General features: G+C 72.4%; 16 protein-coding genes. 8 read left to right on the top strand and 8 right to left on the bottom strand.

The genetic code is table 11. The features are described from left to right. Positions 1 to 5 precede the first annotated feature (5 nt). A complete protein-coding gene (locus LN251_RS39790; RefSeq protein ID WP_458249013.1) occupies positions 6 to 1,838 on the top strand; it encodes a hypothetical protein in 1,833 nt (610 codons plus the stop codon). Here LN251_RS39790 and LN251_RS39785 read toward each other — a convergent pair. Beyond that, positions 1,828 to 2,508 carry a nucleoside/nucleotide kinase family protein gene (locus tag LN251_RS39785; protein WP_458249012.1) on the bottom strand — a complete coding sequence of 227 codons (681 nt, stop codon included), beginning with the start codon at positions 2,506 to 2,508 and terminating at the stop codon, positions 1,828 to 1,830. The genes LN251_RS39790 and LN251_RS39785 overlap by 11 nt on opposite strands. 117 nt (positions 2,509 to 2,625) lie before the next feature. Here LN251_RS39785 and LN251_RS39780 point away from each other — a divergent pair, with 117 nt between their 5' ends. Both LN251_RS39780 and LN251_RS39775 read left to right on the top strand, forming a co-directional pair. Further along, positions 2,626 to 3,366, top strand: a complete 741-nt coding sequence (locus tag LN251_RS39780; RefSeq protein ID WP_403962133.1) for an HAD family hydrolase — start codon at positions 2,626 to 2,628, stop codon at positions 3,364 to 3,366. Continuing rightward, positions 3,363 to 5,705, top strand: a complete 2,343-nt coding sequence (locus LN251_RS39775) for a glycoside hydrolase family 65 protein (RefSeq protein ID WP_458249011.1) — start codon at positions 3,363 to 3,365, stop codon at positions 5,703 to 5,705. The genes LN251_RS39780 and LN251_RS39775 overlap by 4 nt, the downstream gene beginning before the upstream one ends. 133 nt (positions 5,706 to 5,838) lie before the next feature. Here LN251_RS39775 and LN251_RS39770 read toward each other — a convergent pair whose 3' ends face one another. Beyond that, positions 5,839 to 6,525: a hypothetical protein gene (locus LN251_RS39770; protein ID WP_458249554.1), complete on the bottom strand. Its 687-nt coding sequence runs from the start codon at positions 6,523 to 6,525 to the stop codon at positions 5,839 to 5,841. Between LN251_RS39770 and LN251_RS39765 the strand changes: the two genes are divergently transcribed. Beyond that, positions 6,497 to 6,790, top strand: a complete 294-nt coding sequence (locus tag LN251_RS39765) for a hypothetical protein (protein WP_458249528.1) — start codon at positions 6,497 to 6,499, stop codon at positions 6,788 to 6,790. The genes LN251_RS39770 and LN251_RS39765 overlap by 29 nt on opposite strands. A 166-nt stretch (positions 6,791 to 6,956) precedes the next feature. Continuing rightward, positions 6,957 to 8,060, top strand: coding sequence for a Nickel transporter NicT (gene nicT / locus LN251_RS39760; protein WP_458249010.1), 1,104 nt, complete (start codon positions 6,957 to 6,959; stop codon positions 8,058 to 8,060). 12 nt (positions 8,061 to 8,072) lie between these two features. On the opposite strand, the gene LN251_RS39755 is transcribed toward nicT, so the two are convergent. Then, entirely contained in the window at positions 8,073 to 9,032 is a 960-nt protein-coding gene (locus LN251_RS39755; RefSeq protein ID WP_458249009.1) for a hypothetical protein, read from the bottom strand. Positions 9,033 to 9,046: 14 nt separating this feature from the next. Further along, positions 9,047 to 10,519, bottom strand: a complete 1,473-nt coding sequence (locus LN251_RS39750) for an APC family permease (RefSeq protein WP_458249008.1) — start codon at positions 10,517 to 10,519, stop codon at positions 9,047 to 9,049. 334 nt (positions 10,520 to 10,853) lie between these two features. Between LN251_RS39750 and LN251_RS39745 the strand changes: the two genes are divergently transcribed. Then, the gene (locus LN251_RS39745) at positions 10,854 to 11,330 is read left to right on the top strand and encodes a DUF5709 domain-containing protein (RefSeq protein ID WP_458249007.1); all 477 of its coding nucleotides are present in this window, start codon (positions 10,854 to 10,856) and stop codon (positions 11,328 to 11,330) included. 29 nt (positions 11,331 to 11,359) lie between these two features. Here the strand turns inward: LN251_RS39745 and sthA are convergent, their stop codons facing one another. Continuing rightward, positions 11,360 to 12,763, bottom strand: coding sequence for a Si-specific NAD(P)(+) transhydrogenase (gene sthA, locus LN251_RS39740; protein WP_458249006.1), 1,404 nt, complete (start codon positions 12,761 to 12,763; stop codon positions 11,360 to 11,362). Positions 12,764 to 12,916: 153 nt separating this feature from the next. On the opposite strand from sthA, the gene LN251_RS39735 reads away from it, so the two are divergent. After that, a complete protein-coding gene (locus LN251_RS39735) occupies positions 12,917 to 14,041 on the top strand; it encodes a sulfite oxidase (RefSeq protein WP_458249005.1) in 1,125 nt (374 codons plus the stop codon). A gap of 18 nt (positions 14,042 to 14,059) precedes the next feature. Here the strand turns inward: LN251_RS39735 and LN251_RS39730 are convergent, their stop codons facing one another. Next, positions 14,060 to 14,266: a hypothetical protein gene (locus LN251_RS39730; RefSeq protein ID WP_458249004.1), complete on the bottom strand. Its 207-nt coding sequence runs from the start codon at positions 14,264 to 14,266 to the stop codon at positions 14,060 to 14,062. Between the two features lie 177 nt (positions 14,267 to 14,443). Here LN251_RS39730 and LN251_RS39725 point away from each other — a divergent pair, with 177 nt between their 5' ends. Beyond that, the gene (locus LN251_RS39725; RefSeq protein ID WP_458249003.1) at positions 14,444 to 16,708 is read left to right on the top strand and encodes an MMPL family transporter; all 2,265 of its coding nucleotides are present in this window, start codon (positions 14,444 to 14,446) and stop codon (positions 16,706 to 16,708) included. Here LN251_RS39725 and LN251_RS39720 read toward each other — a convergent pair. Continuing rightward, positions 16,680 to 17,783, bottom strand: a complete 1,104-nt coding sequence (locus tag LN251_RS39720) for a PP2C family protein-serine/threonine phosphatase (RefSeq protein WP_458249002.1) — start codon at positions 17,781 to 17,783, stop codon at positions 16,680 to 16,682. The genes LN251_RS39725 and LN251_RS39720 overlap by 29 nt on opposite strands. A gap of 74 nt (positions 17,784 to 17,857) precedes the next feature. Beyond that, complete coding sequence (locus LN251_RS39715) at positions 17,858 to 18,751, bottom strand: Gfo/Idh/MocA family protein (protein WP_458249001.1); 894 nt, start codon at positions 18,749 to 18,751, stop codon at positions 17,858 to 17,860. Between the last annotated feature and the right edge of the window lie 97 nt (positions 18,752 to 18,848).

The following is an 18,848-nucleotide window of genomic DNA, read 5'->3' as shown; positions in this document are numbered from 1 at the left end:
TCCCCGTGCACCTCACGCACCAGCGCGGACCGCTGCACGACCTGCCCGACAGCCCGGAGGCGTACGACGCCGTCCTCGCCGACGTCGTCGAGCAGGCCCTGCGGCGCATCACGCCCGAGGGCAACCTCGAACACCCCGACTGCGTCGACGACATCGGCGACACCTCGCTGGGCATCACCTCCCTGCTCGCGTTCGCCTGGCAGCGCGGCAAGGACCCGCGGATGCCGGAAGCGGTGCGCCGCAGCCTCGCCTTCCATCTGCGCGAGCGGGTCTACGTCGAGGACAACCCCGGCTACCCGAACCTGCGTGCCCGCCATACCGGTCTGCCGTACGCCCGTTACGTCCTCGAGGCGGGCGCCCACCCCATCGGCGACTGGCCCAGCACGGTGTGGGCGCTGCTCCAGGCCGTCAACGTCCTCGACAGCGCCGAGGGCCTGGTCGACGACGAACAGCGGGCCGCGCTGCTGGAGTTGGCCCAGGGCTACTGGCGGTGGCTGACCGAGGCGACCTTCTTCAACCCGCAGGAGGCCGGCAACCAGGCCATCGGATGCGTGGTCGGCGGCCTGATGCTGGCTCGCCATCTGCCGGACGCCGAGCGCGAGTCGGTGCGCGCCCGGGCGCTGGAGCTGTACACCGGCGAGATCCGCGCCCACCGCGTCCGCGACCGGGGCGCCCTGCTGCCCCCGGAGCACGGCGGCGCCTACGACAACAACTACGGCCCGATCTCCCTGTCCTTCCTCGCCCAGGCCCACCGGGTCAGCGGCGAGGAGATGTTCGCCGAGGACGGCGACGCGCTCGCCCGCTACATCGACGCCCGGCTCACCGGCGGCGGCTTCGACAACGGCGGCCCCCGCTACAGCGAGCAGCACTCCGCCTTCGAATCCGTCCTGGGCCTGCGGTACTTCGGTGCCCGCGTCGGCTCCGACCTGGGCCGCTACCGCGGGGACAGCCGCTGGGCCCGGTACGCGTGCAAGCCCGACGGCGGCGTCGACGGTCACTTCGCCTGGATGCTGGTCTGGCAGATCCAGGACACCACGCGCTGGCACCGCGAGCCGAGCCCGACGCCGGCCCGGCACCAACTGCGCGCCGGTACCGTCTCGGTGGCCTTCGACGACCACATGACCCCGGCCGTCGTGGAGGCGGCCGGCACCTACTATCTGGCCGCCGCCGTCGGCCGTCAGCACGGCTTCGGCCCCGTCACCGACGGCTTCCTGATGTGCCGCCCCATGGGCGAGGTCCGCGTCCGCGACCTCAGGGCGGATGGCCTGACGGCCAAGCTGGTCACCAAGCCGGTCGTCGGCCGCGACCACGTCCTGCGGCACGTGCGGTCCCTGTACGTCACCGACGGCGAGACGCTGTGGACCACGGTGGCCGTCGAACGCCTCGGCGGGACGCCGTACCTGCTGGCCGGGCTGCCGTACGCCGAGGACGACGGCGACCGGGTGCGGCGCACCGCCGCCGGCACGGTCGCCTCGGCGGGCACCCTGCGTCTGACCCACCCGCGGGCCACCGGTACCGAGCACTTCGACGCCCGCGCCGAACTCCTCCAGGAACAGGCCGCGTTCGCGCTCGCGGCCGACCCACGCGGCTACGGCAACCCGGACGAGGGTTGGCGGCACCTGGTCAGTTCCACGGCCCTGGAGGCCGGCCCGGTCGCAGGCACCCCGGACGACCTGCACGTCTTCGCCGTCCGCTACGGCTCCGAGGCTCCTCTCACGGTGTCGGTGGAGCGGAACGGCGAGGAACTCACCCTCACCACGGGGCAGTTCACGGCCGTCATCGGACCGGACGACGACAGGGGGGAGCCCCTGCTGGCGCTGCGCGCGGTCAGTCGGTGACGCCCAGCGGCGAGCGGCGCTCCAGCACGCTCGCCGGCACCACCACATCCGCCCGGTCCCGGGTCGCGGCGACCAGCTCGGCGTTGGGCTGGTCGCTGCGCATCACCCAGGCGACCGCGTCCTCGTGCCCCTTGCCGAACTCCTCGTGCCGGGTGATCAGCCGCCGCAGCCGCTCCCGCTCGTCGAGTTCGCAGAACCACACCTCGTCCAGCTGCCGCCGCACCCGCGGCCACGCGCCGCCGTCCAGCAGCAGGTAGTTCCCCTCCGTCACCACCAGCCGGGCCGTCGGCGGCACCGGTATGGCCCCCGCGACCGGCTGCTCCAGCACCCGCTCGAAGCCCGGCGCGTACACCATGTCGCCGGCCGCCTCCGGGTCCGTCTCGCGCAGCCGCCGCAGCAGGGCGGCGTACCCGGCCGCGTCGAAGGTGGCGGGCGCGCCCTTGCGGTCGCGCAGGCCCAGCCGGTCCAGCTCGACGTCGGCGAGATGGAAGCCGTCCATCGGGACGTGCGCCACCCACGGCTCGCCCGCCCCGTTCAGCTCCCGCACCAGGGTCTCGGCGAGCGTCGTCTTGCCGGCACCGGGACTGCCCGTGATGCCGAGGATCGCGCGCCGGTCGCCCCTGCTCAGGGCGCGGGCGCGGAGGAGGAGGTCGTCGAAGGTCAGCGGCACAACCCGAGTGTGCCATTCGCGCCGGGGCGGGGATCAGCGGGCCGGCCGACAAGATTTTGCCGCCGGTGTGGTGCGGGCCACCCACTGGAGTCGTCGTTATGGGGAACGGTGTCCTGTATGACGCTGCTCGGACTCCCCGAAGACATCCAGGCCTGCCTCTTCGACCTCGACGGTGTGGTGACCAGGACCGCGGTGGTGCACGCGGCCGCCTGGAAGGAGACGTTCGACGAGTTCCTGCGCGAACGCGACGGCGAGGACTTCCGGCCGTTCGACTCCTCCGCCGACTACGACGAGTACGTCGACGGCCGCCCGCGCGCCGACGGCGTGCGCACCTTCCTCGCCTCCCGCGGCATCGAACTGCCCGAGGGCAGCCCCGACGACCCACCCGACGCCCAGACGGTCAACGGCGTCGGCAACCGCAAGAACGTCCTGCTCCTGCAGCGGATCCGCACCGAGGGCGTGGAGGCCTACGACGGCACGCTGCGCTACATCGACGCGGTACGCAAGCGGGGCCTGCGCACCGCGATCGTCTCCTCCAGCGCCAACACCCTCGACGTGCTGCGCTCCATCGACGCCGAGCACCTCTTCGACGTACGCATCGACGGCGTCGTCGCGGCCGAGCGCAAGCTGCCGGGCAAGCCGCGGCCCGACACCTTCCTCGCCGCCGCCCGCGACCTGGGCGTCGACCCGAAGCGGGCCGCCGTCTTCGAGGACGCGCTGGCCGGCATGGACGCCGGTCGCTCCGGTCACTTCGGATACGTCGTCGGCGTCGACCGCGTCGGCCAGACCGAGGCGCTGTACAAGCACGGCGCGGACGTCGTCGTGAAGGACCTCGCGGAGCTGGGAGGGCAGGAGTGATCAGCGACCGTTCGTACACCGTGGAACCGTGGTGCGTGCGCGAGACGGCCCTGAACCTCGACGTCCTGGCCCAGAGCGAGTCGGTCTTCGCCCTGTCCAACGGCCATGTGGGCTGGCGCGGCAACCTCGACGAGGGCGAACCGCACGGACTGCCCGGCTCCTACCTCGGCGGCGTCCACGAACTGCACCCGCTGCCCTACGCGGAGGCCGGCTACGGCTATCCCGAGTCCGGCCAGACGGTCATCAACGTCACCAACGGCAAGGTGCTGCGGCTGCTCGTCGACGACGAGCCCTTCGACCTGCGCTACGGCCGCCTCGTCTCCCACGAGCGCACCCTCGACCTGCGCCGGGGGGTGCTGGAGCGGGTCTGCGAATGGATCTCCCCGGCGGGGACGGCGATACGGGTGCGCTCCTCCCGGCTCGTCTCCCTCACCCAGCGCGCGATCGCCGCCGTCTCCTACGAGGTGGAGCCCGTCAAGGCACGGACGCGTGTCGTCATCCAGTCGGAGCTCGTCGCCAACGAGACGCTGCCCGAGACCAAGGGCGACCCGCGGGCCGCCAAGGCGCTGCAGTCGCCGCTGGAGCCGGAGGAGGACTTCGCCGCGGGCCGGCGGCTGCGGCTCGTGCACCGCACCCGGCGCAGCGGTCTGCGGGTGGCGGTGGCCGCCGACCACGTGGTCGAAGGCCCCGAGGGCACGAGCACGAGCAGCGAGAGCAACGAGGACGTCGCCCGGCTCACCGTCACCTCCGTCCTGGAACCCGGCGAGCGGCTGCGCGTGGAGAAGCTGGTCGCCCACGGCTGGTCCGGCACCCGCTCCAAGCCGGCGATGAGCGATCAGGTCGAGGCGGCGCTGGCCGCCGCGAGCGTCGGCGGCTGGGCCGGTCTGGCCGAGGAGCAGCAGACCACCCTCGACGACTTCTGGGCGCGCGCCGACGTCGAGGTGGGCGGCGACGAGGAGATCCAGCAGGCCGTCCGCTTCGCCCTCTTCCACGTACTGCAGGCCGGCGCCCGCGCCGAACAGCGCGCGATCCCCGCCAAGGGCCTGACCGGGTCCGGCTACGACGGCCACGCCTTCTGGGACACCGAGGCCTTCGTGCTGCCGCTGCTCACCTACACCGCGCCCGAGTCCGTTGCCGAGGCGCTGCGCTGGCGGCACAGCACTCTGGACGCCGCGCGGGAGCGGAGCGCCCAACTCGGCCTGCGCGGCGCGGCGTTCCCCTGGCGCACCATCGAGGGCTCGGAGTGCTCGGCGTACTGGCCGGCCGGCACGGCGGCCTTCCATGTGAACGCGGCGGTCGCCGACGCGGTCGTGCGCTACACGGCCTCCACCGGCGACGAGCGGTTCGAGCGGGAGGCGGGCGTCGAGCTGTTGGTGGAGACGGCCAGGCTCTGGCGCTCCCTCGGCCACCACGACCACCGCGGCGACTTCCACATCGACGGCGTCACCGGCCCCGACGAGTACAGTGCGATCGCCGACGACAACACGTACACCAACCTCATGGCCCGCGCGAACCTGCTGGCCGCGGCGGAGGTCTGCGAGCGCCACCCGGACCGTGCCGCGCAGCTCGGCGTCGACGACGAGGAGAGCGCGGCCTGGCGGGACGCGGCCGAGGCGATGTACATCCCGTACAACCGCGAACTCGGCGTGCACGAGCAGCACGAGGGCTTCACCCGCCACCAGCGCTGGGACTTCGCCGGCACCCGCCCGGACCAGTACCCGCTGATGCTGCACTTCCCGTACTTCGACCTCTACCGCAAGCAGGTCGTCAAGCAGGCCGACCTGGTCCTGGCGATGTACACCTGCGCGGGCTTCTTCGACGCGGAGCACCTGGCGCGCAACTTCGCCTACTACGAGCCGCTGACCGTGCGCGACTCCTCCCTGTCCGCGTGTGTGCAGGCCGTCGTCGCCGCCCGGGCCGGTCATCTGGAGCTCGCCTACGACTACACGGGCGAGGCCGCGCTGATGGACCTGCAGGACCTGGAGCACAACACCCGCGACGGGCTGCACATCGCCTCGCTGGCCGGGACCTGGACGGCCCTGGTCGCCGGGTTCGGCGGACTGCGCCACCATGGCGACGGACTGAGTTTCGCCCCCTGGCTGCCGGAACGGCTGAGCCGGCTCGCCTTCAACCTCCAGCTCCTCGGCCGCCGGCTGCGCGTGGAGATCGGACCCGAGAAGGCCACGTACACCCTGCTGTCCGGTCCGCCCCTGACCATCCGCCACCACGGGACCCCGGTGACGGTCCGTACGGACACCCCCGTCCTGCGCACGGTTCCGCAGCCGCCGGCCCGCCCGGCGCCCGAGCAGCCGCCGCACCGCAGCCCGCACCGCCGCTGACAACGTCGGGGGAGGGCGTCAGGCGCCCGGCCGTACCGGACAGGGACGGTCGGGCACTTTGGGTCGGTCTGTGCCCGTCCGCGAAGAATCCCCCGTGGTGCGGAAGGGCGGCCCCGCATGACGTCCGAGCAGGTCACCCTCGCGGCCGGCCGCCGGCACGCCTACTGGCACCGCTCTCACCGCCGCCGTGGTGGTGGCCGTCGGCTATGCCGTCCACCGGTACTGGCCGGTGCTGCGCACGGGCGCCGTCCGGCTGGCCGTGGCCGATCAGCGCTGGCTGCTGGCGGGCGCCCTGGCCGCCGGCGCGACCTGGGTCTGCGCGGCACTGGCCCAGCAGGGCGCGGTGCGGCGGCGCCTGCCCGCGGGCCCGCTGGTGGCCGCGCAGTTCGCCGCGACCGCCGCCGGCCAGTCGCTGCCCGCGGGCATCGGCGCCGCCACGGTCGGCCTGCGCTTCCTCATGCGCTGCGGACTGACGCCCGCCCGCTCCGCCGCGGCCCTCGCCGTGAAGGCCGCGGCCGGCGCCGTGGTCCGCGGCGTCCTGCTCGTCGCCGTCGCCGCCGGTTGCCCCGGCGTCCTGCTCGTCGCCGTCGCCGCCGGCTGCCCCGGCGTCCTGCGGATGCCGCCGGTGCCCGCGGCGGGTGCGGTCGCCGTCGCGGTGGTCCTGTGCGTGGCGGGTGCGGTGCTGTGGCGCCGGTGCCGTCCGGCGCTCGCGGCCGTGCCGGCGGACCTGCGGGCCCTGCACACCCGGCCGGCCCGGGCGGCGGCGCTGTGGCTCGTCGGCCTTCGTCGCGCTGCACGCGCTCGTCCTCGTCGCCGTCACCCGGGCCGTCGCCCTGCCGCCGGCCGCGGACCGGGTGGCGCTGCCCTACCTCGCCGCGAGCGGCGCTGCCGCCCTGCGGCCCACCCCCGGCGGCCTCGGCTCCCTCGACGCGGCCCTCGCCCTCGCCCTCGCCCTCACCGCCGCAGGCGCCCCGGCCCCCGCGGCCGCCTCCGTCGTCCTCGGCTACCGCCTCCCGATCGGGTGGCTGCCCCTGCTGCCGGGCCTGCTGGTCCTGGGCGTGCTGGTCCGACGCCGCACGCTGTGAGACGGCGCCGGGTGTCTCCCCGCCGCTGCCATAGTCGCCCGGACCCTTTCCCCGCCCATGGTGAAGATCTGCCGCGGGCTTTACTGCAATGAATGTGCAAGTACGGAAGGATGGCATCAGGTTGCCCGCCGCGACCGCCCTGCACCCGGAAGAGAGAACCACCCGTATGACCTGGCACCGCGTCCGCACCTCCATGACCCGCGAGGAGTGGACCAGGGTCGGCGGCATGGCCGCCTTCGTGATCGCCCTGCACGTCATCGGCTGGTTCACGCTCGTCGGGATCGTCGCGCCCGAGCACTACAGCATCGGTGAGAAGTCCTTCGGCATCGGCATCGGCGTCACCGCCTACACCCTGGGGATGCGGCACGCCTTCGACGCCGACCACATCGCCGCCATCGACAACACCACCCGCAAGCTCATGGGCGAGGGCAAGCGGCCCTTGTCGGTGGGCTTCTGGTTCTCCCTCGGCCACTCCAGCGTCGTCTTCGTCCTGGCGCTGCTGCTGTCCTTCGGGATCAAGGCGGTCGCCGGACCGGTCCGCGACGGCGGTTCGCATCTGCACGACGTCACCGCAGTGATCGGCACGACCGTCTCCGGGACCTTCCTCTACATCATCGCGGCCATCAACCTCGTCATCCTGGCCGGCATCTGGAAGGTCTTCCGCCAGATGCGCTCCGGCCACTTCGACGAGGCCGCCCTCGAAGAACAGCTCGACAAACGGGGCTTCATGAACCGGCTGCTGGGCCGCGTCATGAAGTCGATCACCAAGTCGTGGCAGATGTACCCGCTCGGACTGCTCTTCGGCCTCGGCTTCGACACCGCCACCGAGATCGCGCTGCTCGTGCTGGCCGGCTCGGGCGCGGCCTCGGGCCTGCCCTGGTACGCCATCCTGTGCCTGCCCGTGCTGTTCGCCGCCGGCATGTCGCTGCTCGACACCATCGACGGCTCGTTCATGAACTTCGCCTACGGCTGGGCCTTCTCCAAGCCGGTCCGCAAGGTCTACTACAACCTCACCATCACCGGCCTGTCGGTCGCCGTCGCCCTGCTCATCGGCACCGTCGAACTCCTCGGCCTGCTCGCCCAGAAACTCGGCCTGCACGGCCCCTTCTGGGACCGGGTCGCCGGAGTCGACCTCAACGTCGTGGGGTTCGTGATCGTCGGCCTCTTCTTCGCCACCTGGATCGTCGCCCTGCTGGTGTGGAAGTTCGGCCGCATCGAGGAGAAGTGGACGGCGGGCCTGGCCCGGCCGGCCGAGCAGCCCGCCGAGTAGACCCGCCGCACCTCAGCCGCGCAGCCGCAGCTCCTTGCGCCACTTGACGAACTGCTGCTCCGCGTCCCCGGTGTACGACCAGGGCGTGCGCGTCGCCCGCCGGCCCAGCATCCGCATCAACGGCCCCGCGACCTCCCTGTCGCCGGCCAGACAGGCCGCGTGCGCAAGGTAGTTGAAGTCGCGCAGCTCGCCCGGGGCGATCTCGCTCTCGACCCGCCCCATGATCCAGCGCTGCCAGGTGCGCCGCACGTCACCGACCGCACCGTCGTTGTTCCAGTGCTGCCCCAGACCCACCGCACTGCGGCCGCTGTGACCGGCGTCCAGGGCGAAGCGGTACTCCTCCACGCGCGCGTACTGCACGAGCACCGGCAGCGCGCAGCCCGGCGGCGCCACTCCGGCGGCGTCGCGGGCGAAGTCGTACATCAGACCGTGGCTGCCGTGCCAGCGGGCCGAGTAGTAGTGCAGGACCTGCAGGTGGCCCTCCACGCTGTACGGGTCACGCTGGTGCAACTCGTCCCACCAGCGGGCCAGTTCCTGCCGGCGCACCCCTTGCGGGTACAGCCGTGCCACGGAGATCAGCGAGATCCACGGCGTCGGATCGTCCAGATAGGCCTCCGCCGCCTGCAGGCACGCCGTCACCGCGGTGTCGATGCGGTGCTGGTCGATCGGCGCGCCCCGGCCCGCGGCGATGGCCACGTTGAACGCCCGGGCCGTCTCCGTCGCCGCCCGCAGCACCAGCGCGTCCGCGCTGTACGGCTCGGCGGCCACCCAGGTCTCCGCGGTCGAACTGCTCGCGCAGGCCTGGGCGAGCGTGCGGACCCGGTGGCCGCGGGCGAGCCACTCGGGGCCGGTGGTCCGCAGCAGGTCCCTGAGGCCCTGCCAGCGGCCGATGACGATGTCGTGCGAGGCGTTGCTGAGGGCGGCGTCGCCGCAGTCGGGGTCGAAGTCGGGGGCGAAACGGTCGCGCGCCATCGGGGGAGTCTCCCTCAGAAGTCGGTCGGGAGACCCTCGTAGGCATGGTTGCTCGCCACCGCCAGGTCCTCGGGCACGTACTCCGACTCCACCGTGCGGCTGGCGTCCAGCCGGGCCGGCCGGTAGTAGTCGCTGCCCTGTTTCCAGTACCAGAGCATCGGCACGAGACCGACGGCCAGGCCGCCGATGCCGATCGCGATCGCCGCGGGGTCGAGCTCGCCCAGCGACTCGACGAAGATCCAGAACATGAACAGGGCGCCGAACAGCGGCCACAGACCGCCGAGCACGAAGTTGCCCACCGACTTCAGCAGCATCTTGCGGTACGCGACCACCACGGCCAGGCCCGCGAGGCCGTAGTACACGGCGATCTGCAGACCGATCGCCGAGATCGCGTCGCCGAGGATCTGCCCCACGGAGCCGAGGGCGTTGGACGCGATGAACATCGCCAGCGCCACCCCGCCGACCACGGCGATCGCCACCCACGGGGTGTTCCAGGTGCGGTGGACCTTGCCCAGGGCGGAGGGCATCGTGCGGTCGCGACCCATGGCGAACAGCGAGCGCGTGACCTGGATGAGGGTGGTCTCCAGCGTGGCGATGGTCGACAGCATCACCGCCACGATCAGCAGCTTGCCGCCCCAGCCCGGCCAGACCTCCTCGCCGAGCACGCCCAGCACGTTCGCGTCGTTGTCCTCGATCTGCTTCGACGACAGGATGACGTTCACCGCGATGGTGAACACCTCGAACAGCAGGAAGACGATGCCGACCCCGATCAGGCCCGCGAGTCCCGTTGTACGACGGCTGTTGCGGGTCTCCTCGCTCAGGTTGCTGGTGACGTCCCAGCCCCAGTAGTAGAAGGCGGCGACGAGCGCGCCCGAGGCGAAGCCCGCCACCCCGTCGAAGTGGGAGAAGCCCAGCCAGGACCAGTCGAAGGCGCGGGCGTTGCCGGTGTGGAAGAAGGCGAGGACCGCGAACAGCGCCAGAATGACCAGCTCCACGCCGGACATGACGAGCTGCGCGCGCACGGTGAGCCGGGCGCCGCCCAGCACCACCAGCAGCATGATCACGAACCAGGCGGCTCCGACGACCGTGGACAGCGCCGTGTTGTCGGCCAGCCCGGAGTCGAACAGGGCGAGGGTCATCGAACCGGCCGGCAGCGATCCCGCGACCATGAAGATGGTCGCCGAGATCACCAGCGCCCAGCCGCTGATGAAGCCCAGGAACGGATGGAGCGTGCGGCCCACCCAGGAGTAGCTGGCGCCCGCGTTGACGTCGATACGGCTGAGGTAGCTGAAGGCGAGGGCGATGCCCAGCATGGGTATCGCGCAGTACAACAGCGCGGCCGGGCTGGCGAGCCCGACCGCGCCGACGAGGACCGCCGTGGTGGCGGCGATGGAGTACGCCGGGGCGCTGCCCGCGACGGCCATCACCACCGTGTCGAACGTACCGAGGGCATTGGCCTGCAGCCCTCTGCCCCTGTTGATGCTCATGGTTGCGCTGCTTTCCGTATTGCGCGACGCGAGGCCGGCCCGGCCCCGACGACGTAAGGGAGGTGGGGGGTGGTGAACCAGCCTCTGCCCGGCGGGGGTTGACCTCGGGGCAGGGGCAGGCGAAAGGCGTGGTGGATCGCGCCCGGCCAGTGCGTCGCCGGGTAGTCACAGCGTGTGTGCGAGTGATGATAGCCCCACACTTTGAGCTTTCAAGATTGACCAATGGGTAATCTCATGAGCCGCACGGGACCGGGGAGGTTGGACGGCGCACAACGGGAAACGCGGATCAGGACACCGTACGAAGCGATCCGCCGCAGTGCGCCAGGAGGTACTCATGGGGACCGACCCGATGGCCGACGACGCCTACCAGCCCACCGGAACCAACGAGGAGCAGGAGGACGCGGCGCCGCTCGACCTGCAGGACGCCCTCGACGAACGCGACTACGACACCGTCCTCGACGAGGGCTACTCCCCGCCGGAGAAGCCGCTGGGCGTCGACAAGCACGGCACGACCGCGGCCGAGCAGCACGACGGCGAGAGCCTCGACCAGCGGCTCGCCGAGGAGGTCCCCGACGTGACGGCGCCGCCCGGCGACGAGATCGGCGACCTCCCCGGCGGCGAGGGCGAACCGCTCGACCCCGAGGCAGGCACGGACCGCGCGGGCCGGCTGGTAGCCCCCGACGAGGGCGCCCACCCCGACACCACCAAGGAGACCATCGCCTCCGACGTGGGCATCGACGGTGGGGCCGCCGGCGCCGAGGAGGCCGCCGTCCACGTCGTCGAGGACGACACGGAGCTGCCGGGCGGCTGACCCGGAGCCGACGGCCGCCGATTTGGCGCTCAGTCGCCGATGTGATCGATCTGCCGCAGCCGGTTGGTGGCGTCCAGAGCGGCGACCTTGTAGGACTCCGCCAGCGTCGGGTAGTTGAACACCGCGTCGATCAGATAGTCCACGGTGCCGCCGCAGCCCATCACGGTCTGCCCGATGTGGATCAGCTCGGTGGCGCCGGTGCCGAAGCAGTGCACGCCGAGCAGTCTGCGGTCCTCGGGGGAGACGAGCAGCTTCAGCATGCCGTGCGAGTCGCCGATGATCTGGCCGCGGGCCAGTTCGCGGTAGCGGGAGATGCCCACCTCGAACGGCACGCTGTCCTCGGTGAGCTGGTCCTCGGTCCGGCCCACGAAGCTGATCTCGGGAATCGTGTAGATGCCGATGGGCTGCAGGCCGGCCATCTGCCCGACCGGCTCCCCGCAGGCGTGGTAGGCGGCCGAACGGCCCTGCTCCATCGACGTGGCCGCGAGTGCGGGGAAGCCGATGACGTCACCGACGGCGTAGATGTGCGGCACCTCGGTGCGGTAGTGCTCGTCGACCGTGATCCGGCCGCGCCGGTCGGCGGTCAACCCGGCCTTGTCGAGGTCGAGTTCGTCGGTCAGGCCCTGCCGGCCGGCCGAGTACATCACGGCGTCGGCGGGGATCTTCTTGCCGCTCTCCAGGACGGTGAGCGTGCCGCGCGCGTGCCGTTCCACCGCGGCGACGGTCTCGCCGAACCGGAAGGTCACGGCGAGGTCCCGCAGGTGGTACTTGAGCGCTTCGATGATCTCGACGTCGCACATGTCGAGCATCCCGGCCCGCTTCTCCACCACCGTCACCTTGCTGCCGAGCGCGGCGAACATGGAGGCGTACTCCATGCCGATCACCCCGGCGCCCACGATGACCATGGAACGCGGGACGCGTTCGAGCTCCAGGACGTTGTCGGAGTCCATGATCGTACGGCCGTCGAACTCGACGCTGTCCGGCCGCGCCGGCCGGGTGCCGGTGGCGATGATGATGTTCTCCGCACTGAGCAGGCGTTCGTTGCCGGTCACCTCCCGCAGCGCGACGGTGTGCGGGTCGACGAACCGTCCCGTGCCCGCGAAGAGGTCGACCTGGTTGCGGGAGAGCTGGCTGCGGATGACGTCGACCTCGCGGCCCACGACGTGCTGGGTGCGGGCGGTCAGGTCGGCGACGGTGATGTCCTCCTTGACCCGGTAGCTCTGCCCGTACAGATCCCGCTGGGTCAGACCGGTCAGGTACAGCACCGCCTCGCGCAGGGTCTTCGAGGGGATGGTGCCGGTGTGGATGGAGACCCCGCCGACCATGTCGGGGCGGTCGACGACGGCGACCCGGCGGCCGAGCTTGGCCGCGGCGATGGCGGCCTTCTGGCCGCCCGGGCCGGATCCGATGACGAGTATGTCGAAGTCGGGCACCCTCGGAAGTCTGTCAGTCCGAAGGCCCTCTTAGAAAGGGCGAACGGTCAACGGATGTCCATTGATCGATCCGAACCCCGCTCGACCGTCCGGCAGTTGCCCGCCGGCATCCGAGGAGGTGCCGATCCGCCCGGCGAGCGCGAGAATGCGCCCATGGGCCATCGACTCGCCGACACAAGCAGCCCCGCCCGGCTGGCCGCCCCCGACGAGGGCATCGGCCGGGACGAACTGGCGCTGGCCACCCGCAACCACGGTCTGCCGCTGGAGGCGCTCCGCTACGACGTCACCCCGCCCGGTCTGCACTACGTGCTGACCCACTACGACATCCCCTACGTGCCCGACGACACGGCCTGGCAGTTGACCGTCGCGGGCCGCGTCCGCCGGCCGCTGCGGCTGGACCTGGCCGACCTGAAGGCCTTTCCTCAGGTCACCACCCGGGTGACGCTGGAGTGCGCGGGCAACGGCCGCGCTCTGCTGACGCCCCGCCCGGTCAGCCAGCCCTGGCTGGTCGAGGCGGTCGGCACCGCCGAGTGGACCGGCGTACCGCTGCGGCTGCTGCTCGCCGAGGCGGGAGTGGACGCGGGCGCCGTGGACGTGGTCTTCACCGGCGCCGACCACGGCGTGGAGCGCGGGGTCGAACAGGACTACCAGCGGTCCCTGCCGCTCGACGTGGCCACGGGCTCCGAGCCCGAGGTGCTGGTCGCCCACGCGATGAACGGAGCCCCGCTGCCGCCGCAGCACGGCCGCCCGCTGCGGCTGATCGTGCCCGGCTGGTACGGCATGGCGCACGTGAAGTGGCTGCGCGAAGTCACCGTCACCGACGCGCCGTTCACCGGCTTCCAGCAGGCGGTCGCCTACCGGCTGCGCCAGGAGTCCGGCGAGGACGGCGAGCCGGTCACCCGGATCGTGCCGCGCGCGCTGCTCGTCCCGCCCGGCTTCCCCGACTTCATGTCCCGGGCCAGGGTGGTGCGGCCCGGCCCGGTCCCGCTGGAAGGGCGCGCCTGGTCGGGACGGGCGCCGGTGACCCGCGTCGAGGTCAGCACGGACGCGGGGCGCACCTGGCAGGAGGCCGAGCTGGACCCGGACGACGGCAGGCCGTGGGCGTGGCGCCGCTGGCACCTCGTGTGGACGGCCGCCGAGGGCGAGCACGAACTCAGCGCCCGGGCCACCGACGCCGAAGGCCACACCCAGCCGCTCCGGCAGCCCTGGAACCGGGGCGGGTTCGCCAACAACCTGGTCCATCGGGTCCCGGTCCACTGCCTGCCGCAGGAGGGCTGACCCGATAGTCGGTCCCGGCTAGGGCAGCAGCTTCTCCATGGCGGCGTCGCCCTCGCTCTCCAGCTTGCGCCTGGCCCATTCCAGGCTGCGGGGCGTGATGTCCTTGCCTGCCGCGAGGACGAGGTCCTCCGGCGAGACCTCGGTGCCGGTGCGGGTGTGGAGCAGGGCGTCCGGGGTGACGCGGTCCTCGGACGACGCGGACGCGTCGGGCTGTGACATCGACATGATCTCTGCTCCTCGTGTCCGGGGCTGTTGCGCGGTCCCGGTGCTGTACCCGGTTCCGATATCACCATTCAACGCCCCGGCCCCGTCTGCATCCGGAAGGAGACCCGAGATGCCGGAGTGACGGGGCGGGCGTCTAATGATGAGGACGATTGTCTGGCCGACGGGAGAGACCAGGCCATGCCACCGACGCATACCACGACGGGGAGAACGGGAACCGCCCGCGGAGGCGTCCTGCGGCGGCTGGGGGAGTGGTGCGCCCGGCATTTCCTGATCGTGATCGTGGCGTGGCTGGTCGCCCTGGTCGTCCTGCAGGTCCTCAACCGGACCGTGGGCGGCGGCTTCTCCGACAACTTCTCCCTCCCGGGAGTCCAGTCCCAGCAGGGCCTGAACGTCCTGAAGAAGCACGATCCCGCGGCGGGTGGCTACAGCAGCCAGATCGTCCTGCACGACGGCGACAAGTCGTTGAACGCCCTCGGCTCGCAGATGTCGAGCACCGTCGGCGACCTGCAGAAGCTGCCGCACGTGCTGTCCGCGCAGAACCCGCTGTCCACCCCCGCGTCCAAGGTCGGCCCGCTGTCCTCGGACGGGAAGACGGCCTACATCACCGTCCGCTTCGACACCCAGCCCTCCACCCTCGGCGCCAGCTACCTGAACGGCGTGGACAAGGCGGTGCAGCCGCTGCGCTCGGCCGGGGCGCAGGTCGAGTACGGCGGCCCGCTCGGCGAGCTGGCCCGGCCCGCACCCGACGACCGGGTGAGCGAGCTGATCGGCTTCGGCGTCGCGATCGTCGTGCTCCTCATCGGCTTCGGCAGCGTGATCGCCGCCGGCCTGCCGCTGCTGACCGCGCTGGTCGGCGCGGTCGGCGGCCTCGCCTGCCTGGGCCTGCTGGCCGCGGCGTTCGAGTTCGCCACCGTCTCGCCGACCCTGGCCACGATGATCGGTATCGGCGTGGGCATCGACTACGCCCTGTTCCTGGTCACCCGGCACCGCCAGAACCTCATGAACGGTGCCGACCCGGTGCGCGCCGCCGGACACGCCACGGCCACCAGCGGACGGGCCGTCCTCGTCTCCGGCTGCACCGTGATCATCGCGCTGGGCGGCCTGTACGCCTCCGACGTGAGTTTCATCGGCAAACTCGGCCTGGCCGCCGCCGTCACGGTCGTCTCGGCCGTCACCGCGGCGCTGACCCTGGTCCCCGCCCTGCTCGGGCTGCTGGGCTCACGCATCGACCGCTACCACGTGCGCCGGCCCGTCGCCGAGACCGATGTCGAGCCAGGCGCCACACCGCATGGCACCTGGCACCGCTACGCGCAGCGCGTGGAGCGCCGGCCTTGGCAGTTCCTGGCGGTCGGCGTGGCGACCGTCGTCGTCCTCGCCATCCCGGTGCTGTCCCTCCAGCTCGGGCACATCGGCGACGGCGCCGACCCCACGTCCTTCACCGACCGGCGCGCCTACGACCTGATGACCGACGCCTTCGGGCCCGGCTCCAACGGCCCGCTCACCGTCGTCATCGATCAGAGCACCGTCCCCTCCTCCCAGCGCTCCGGCCTGTCCTCCCAGGCGCAGAAGACCCTGGACGGCGTCTCCGGAGCTTCCACGGTCACCCAGCTCACGCCCACCAAGGACGGAGACGTCCTGGTCGGCACGGTGTACTCCAAGGAGTCCCCGCAGAGCGCCACCACCACGGACCTGTCCAACCGGCTGGTCCACCACACCCTCCCCGACGCCGTCTCCGGCACCTCCGCCAAGGGCTATGTCACCGGCACCACGGCGGCCCAGGTCGACTTCCGCGACATCGTCGCCAGCCGGCTGCCGCTGATCATCGCCGTCGTCGTCGGGCTGGCCTTCCTGATCATCCTGGCCGTCTTCCGCGGTCTGCTCGTCGCGGTGAAGGCGGCCGTCCTGAACGTCCTGTCGATCGGGGCCTCGTACGGCGTCGTGGTGGCCGTCTTCCAGTGGGGCTGGGGCGGGCCCGCGCTGGGCGTCAACGGCAAGGTGCCCATCGAGAGCTATGTGCCGATGATGATGTTCGCCATCATCTTCGGGCTGAGTATGGACTACGAGATCTTCCTGCTCTCCCGCGTCCACGAGGCCTGGCTGCGCACCGGGGACGCCAAGGCGTCTGTCGCCCACGCCCTCGAGATCACCGCCCGGGTGATCACCTGCGCGGCCCTGATCATGGTGAGCGTCTTCGCGGCCTTCATCGTCAGCGACAACATCGTCGTCAAGATGCTCGGACTGGGCCTCGCGGTGAGCGTGCTGATCGACGCGACCGTGGTGCGGCTGCTGATGGTGCCGGCCGTGATGACGCTGCTGGGGCCGCGGGCCTGGTGGACACCGCGCTGGCTCGACCGGATCCTGCCGCACATCGACGCCGAGGGCGACCAGGAGCAGGCCGCCGCCCAGGACGACGTCAGCGGCCGTCCGGTGACGCGGGCGTGAGGACCAGCATCGTCACATCGTCCACGACGGCCGGGCAGTGACGCAGAAGATCCGTCCAGACCCGCTCGGCCAGCACGCCGGGGTCGCTGTCGGCCAGTGCCGGGAGGCGGTCGGGCAGCGGGTAGAAGGCGCCGTCGCCGTCCCGTGCCTCACTGACGCCGTCCGACGCCAGGAACAGACTGTGCCCGGGCTCCAGCCGCAGGGTGAGCCCGGCGGGCGGGCCCCCGTCGGGCAGACCGAGCCCGAGCGGCAGACAGGCGGTCAGCTCGACCTCGGTGGCCTCCCGGCCGCGCAGCAGCAGGGGCGCCGGATGCCCGCAGGAGACCAGCCGCACCGAGCGCGCGTCGCGGGAGAACTCCAGCAGCACGGCGGTCGCGAACAGTTCGGGGTACCGCGACGACGCGGAGTCCGTCACCAGCCTGCGGTCGAGCCGGGCGGCGACCGACTCCAGGTCCGGCTGGTCCAGGACCGCCTCCCGGAAAGCCCCCAGCAGGGAGGCCACCGTGGAGATCGCCGACAGCCCGTGCCCCTGCACGTCGCCGAGCACGGCCCGTACGCCGTAGGGCCCCTCGCGCACGTCGAAGAAGTCGCCGCCGACCAGGGTCCCCCGCTGCGCGGCCCGGTACAGGCCGGCGCAGCGCACCGCGCCGACGCGCTCCGGCAGCGGCGGCACGACCGCGCGCTGCGCCGCCTCGGCGACCGTGCTCTCCAGGTCCAGCTGGGCGTCGCGGTGACTGCGCACGTACGAGACGAACACGCTCAGCACCGCCACGAAGACGATGGTCAGCAGGTCGGTGTTGCCGGGGCTGTCCAGGTGGAATGCCGGCACGTTGAGCACGGCGACCACGGCCACACCGAGGAGCGCGGTCGCCCAGGGGCCGTATGAGAGAACGGCCAGCGGCGGGATCGCGCCCAGCAGGAAACCGATGTCGAGCGGGTCGGGGCTGATCAGCGTCGCCGTGCACACGCCCGCGATCAGGACGACCGGCAGGGCCCTCACCCACCACGGCGGCGGCGCCCCCCGCAGCCAGCCGCGCCGGCCACGGTCCCGGCGCGCCGGCTCGACGGTCTTCACACCACCACGCTCCTACGTCGGGCCGGTGCGCGCATGCCGGAGGAGCGGGGCAGGGGGCGGGCCGCCGCGCCGCCTCAGCCGGTGCGGCCCTCCAGCAGGGCCTCGGCCTCGGCCAGGATCTCCGTGACCCGCAGCCCGAACGCCGCGTCGCAGGCGTGCGGCCGCCCGGTGCCGACGGCCGTCAGCAGGGCGTCGGCGGCGTGGGCCAGAGCGGTGACGGCGTCTTCGTCACTGGTGGGCAGTACGGCCACGCCCGGCTCGCCACGCAGTTCGACGGCGGCTCCCGCCGCCGCGGGCGGCGCCGAGAGGCTGAGCGTGAGGGTGCTGGACGCGCCGTCGGCGTGGGCGAGGACCAGGTGCACGGTGTCGCCTGGGCCGGGTGCCGCGGCCGTCACCACGCGGGCGTCGCCGAGGACCGGCAGCAGCACGGAGAGCGCGTGCGGGCCCACGTCCCACAGCGCGCCCTTCTCCCGCCGCCACGGCGAGTCGGCGAACGGGCTGCCGCTGTCGTGGCCGAACAGCGCCCCCAGCCACTGCGCGCGCCCGGTGAACCAGCCCCGCGCACCGGCCTGTTCGGTGATCCACGCCGCGGGCTGCGTCTGGAACCGGGTGGTGAAGAAGACCACCGACGCCACCCCCGACTCCCGCACGGCGTCCACCACGGCCCGCCCCTGCTCCACCGTCGTCGACAGCGGCTTGTCCAGCAGCAGATGACGGCCCGCCCGCGCCGCGCGCACCGCGAGGTCCGCCTGGACGGCCGGCGGCAGTGCCACGGCCACGGCGTCCACCTCGGCGAACAGCGCGTCGACGTCGTCGTAGGCACGCGTGCCGAACCGGTCGGCGAGTTCCTTCGCGGCCGACGGGCGGCGCCCCCACACCCCGGCGAAGTCCACTCCGGGATGTGCGCCGAGGGCGGGCGCGTGTGCCATGGCCGCCCAGGGGCCGGTACCGAGCAGTCCGATGCGCATGCCGCCGCCTCTCCGCCGAGCCGCCCTTCGCGGCGGCCGTCCGGCAGTGAGGGTCGCACACCGACCGACGCCTCGCGCAACCGCGCCGGCGGACGCC

The organism is Streptomyces sp. MAI_2237 (genome assembly GCF_054189285.1).
Note: the sequence above shows the minus strand (reverse complement) of the source record. Positions and strands in the feature narration are given on the sequence as shown.